Source organism: Pseudoduganella sp. RAF53_2 (genome assembly GCF_052113985.1).
In the GTDB taxonomy this organism is placed as follows: Bacteria; Pseudomonadota; Gammaproteobacteria; order Burkholderiales; family Burkholderiaceae_D; genus Rugamonas.
Genome location: NZ_JBFRDW010000718.1, coordinates 1 through 2,890, shown reverse-complemented (window position 1 = coordinate 2,890; position 2,890 = coordinate 1). Strand labels below are relative to the sequence as shown.

4 protein-coding genes are annotated in these 2,890 nt (G+C 63.5%); all 4 read left to right on the top strand.

Going from position 1 to position 2,890, the window contains the following annotated elements:
- Positions 1-226 (top strand): NnrS family protein (locus AB4Z11_RS28375; RefSeq protein ID WP_442029171.1); only part of this gene is annotated, 226 nt, incomplete at its 5' end.
- 3 nt (positions 227-229) lie between these two features.
- Positions 230-1,897 carry a cbb3-type cytochrome c oxidase subunit I gene (locus AB4Z11_RS28370; protein WP_442029170.1) on the top strand — a complete coding sequence of 556 codons (1,668 nt, stop codon included), beginning with the start codon at positions 230-232 and terminating at the stop codon, positions 1,895-1,897.
- A gap of 2 nt (positions 1,898-1,899) precedes the next feature.
- The gene (locus AB4Z11_RS28365; RefSeq protein WP_442029169.1) at positions 1,900-2,493 is read left to right on the top strand and encodes a cbb3-type cytochrome c oxidase subunit II; all 594 of its coding nucleotides are present in this window, start codon (positions 1,900-1,902) and stop codon (positions 2,491-2,493) included.
- Between the two features lie 9 nt (positions 2,494-2,502).
- Positions 2,503-2,890 (top strand): c-type cytochrome (locus AB4Z11_RS28360; RefSeq protein ID WP_442029168.1); only part of this gene is annotated, 388 nt, incomplete at its 3' end.

Genomic DNA, 2,890 nt, shown 5'->3' with positions numbered 1-2,890 from the left:
CGGCCATACCGGACGGCCGCTCAAGGCGGGACGCGCAGAAAGTTTCATGTATGCCCGTTTAGAGGCTGGCGCAGTGCTACGTTTGTGTGCCAATATTATTCCCGCCGGAAATCGCGACTTGATGTTGTTCAGCTCTGCCGCTTGCTGGTCAACCGCCTTCCTGCTCTATCTCATCGTGTACACGCCGTATTTAAGCCATGCCCGTCTCGACGGGCGGGAAGGATAAACCGTGGATACCGTCACCCTGCTTCTGTCTTCATTCGTCCTGTCGGTGACAGGCCTGCTGATCTTCATCTGGTCGCTGCGCAAGCGGCTGTTCGACACCACTTCGGTCGCCGCCAACGTGATTTTCTCGCCCGGCGAAATCGGGCAAGGCGAAGAACCTTCCCTCAGCGCCCAGCAGCGCGCCGGCATGACGCGCGATGAGGTCAAGCCCGTGCTGGACGCCGCCACCGAGGCGGCCCACCAGCAAGAGCTGGCCGAGCGCGTGGAAGCCGACCGCTCCAGCGCCTTCGTTACGTTCGTGTTCCTGTCCTGCGCCGTGGTGTGGCTGATCGTTGCTTCGCTGGCGGGCCTGACCAGCTCCATCAAGCTGCACGAGCCGGACTGGCTGGCGCAATACGCCTGGCTGACCTTTGGCCGTATCCGCACCATCCACCTGAACGCCGTGGCGTATGGCTGGGCGCCCATGGCGGCGCTGGGGGTGGCCAACTGGCTGCTGCCACGCCTGCTGAAAACGCCGCTGGTCGGCGGCCGCTTCGCCATCCTCGGCGCCATGATCTGGAATGCAGGTCTGATTGCGGGCCTGGGCTGTATCGCCGTTGGCCTGTCGGACGGCATGGAGTGGCTGGAAATCCCCTGGCAGGTGGATATTCTGCTGGTCGTGGGCGGCGCGCTGGTCGGCCTGCCGCTGGTGTACACGCTGCAGAACCGCAAGGTGCATCATCTGTATGTGTCGATCTGGTATATGGGCGCGGGCCTGTTCTGGTTCCCCATCCTGTTCCTGATCGGTAATCTGCCCGCCGTGCACTTCGGCGTGCAGCAGGCGGCAATGAACTGGTGGTTCGGCCACAATGTACTGGGCCTGTTCTACACGCCGATGGCGCTGGCCTCGGTCTACTACTTCCTGCCGAAGATCATCGGCCGCCCGGTGCAGTCGTACAACCTGTCGCTGCTGGGCTTCTGGACGCTGGCCTTCTTCTACGGCCAGGTTGGCGGCCACCACCTGGTGGGCGGTCCGATTCCAGGCTGGCTGGTGACGCTGTCCATCGTGCAGAGCGTGATGATGATCGTGCCGGTGATTTCCTTCTCGATCAACCAGCACCTGACGATGCGCGGCTACTTCGACAAGCTGATTTACTCGCCAACCCTGCGTTTCATCGTGCTGGGCGGGATGATGTACACCCTCAGCTCGATCCAGGGCTCGGTGGAAGCACTGCGCAGCGTGAACACGGTGACCCACTTCACCCACTTCACCGTGGCGCACGCACACCTTGGCCTGTATGGTTTCTTCACCATGGTGATGTTCGGCGCCGTCTACTTCGTGATGCCGCGCGTGATGGCGTGGGAATGGCCATATCCGAAGCTGATCGCCGCCCACTTCTGGCTGGTGGTGCTGGGCTTCGCGGTGTACTTCGTGGGTCTGACCATCGGCGGCTGGCTGCAAGGCATGGCCATGCTGGACGCTTCGAAGCCCTTCATGGAATCGGTCAAGGTGACCATCCCTTATCTGCAGTCGCGTTCCGTCGGCGGCGCCATCATGACGCTGGGTCACCTGGTCTTCGCCGGCCACTTCGCTGCCATGGCCTTGCGCTATGGTCCTCGCCGCATCGGCGCAGCGCTGCTGCACGTGCGTAAGCCGGCCACCGCGCCCGCTGGCAACCTGGCAGGAGCCTGAACATGCAAGACGAACTCAAACTCCTCGGCGGCGCCATGGTGACTCTGGCGCTTGCCACGTCCGCCCTGGTGGTGGTGCCGCACATCCAGCTCAGCGACGTAAAGCCGCCGGAAAGCCTGAAGCCCTATACGGCGCAGCAGTTGCGCGGCCGCGATGTCTACATCAAGAATGGCTGTATTTACTGCCACTCGCAGCAGCCGCGCGACAAGGCGCAGGCGCCGGACGATAAGCGTGGCTGGGGCCGCGCGTCCGTGGCGGCCGACTATTACTACGACAAGCCGCACCTGCTGGGCACCATGCGCACCGGGCCGGATCTGTTCAATATCGGCGCCCGCCAGCCAAGTGCGGACTGGCATCTGGGTCACCTGTATCAGCCGCGCGCCTACGTCAAAGGCTCCATCATGCCGTCCTACCCCTTCCTGTTCGATATCAAGGACAAGGAGGAAGCGGGCGACCGCGTGGTCAATCTGCCGGAGGGCTACAACCCGGCAGGCAAGGTCGTCGTGGCGAAGCAGGAAGTGATGGACCTGGTGGCTTATCTGCAGGGTCTTGACCATACCTATCCGGTGCTGGCAGCGCCGCTGGCAAAGAAGTAAGGAGGCCATATGGAACAGGAAAATTTCCAGGCGCAGCAGCGCGAGAACGAGGACCCGACCGAGGGCGATCGCCCGGTCCCCTGGTTCGTGCTGACCGTGGTGGGGCTGCTGTTTGGCTGGGCCATCATCTATATCCTGATGCAGCAGCGCGATGACAGTCCTGCGCTGGGCGACTCGCGCACCATGGCGACCTTGCAGGGCAAGCCTGCCGGCGCCGCGGTCGACGGCGGCCAGATCTATTCCGCACAGTGCGTGGCTTGCCACCAGGCGTCCGGTGGCGGCCTGCCGGGCGTGTTCCCGCCGCTGGCCGGGTCGGAGTGGGTCAACGGCGCCGACAAGGTGACGGCAGCGATTCTGCTGCACGGGATTACGGGCAAGCTGACGGTCAAGGGTGCGT

Bases quoted from the DNA above. Each gene is read 5' to 3' on its own strand.
- AB4Z11_RS28365 (WP_442029169.1), top strand. From the start codon at position 1,900: ATGCAAGACGAACTCAAACTCCTCGGCGGCGCCATGGTGACTCTGGCG.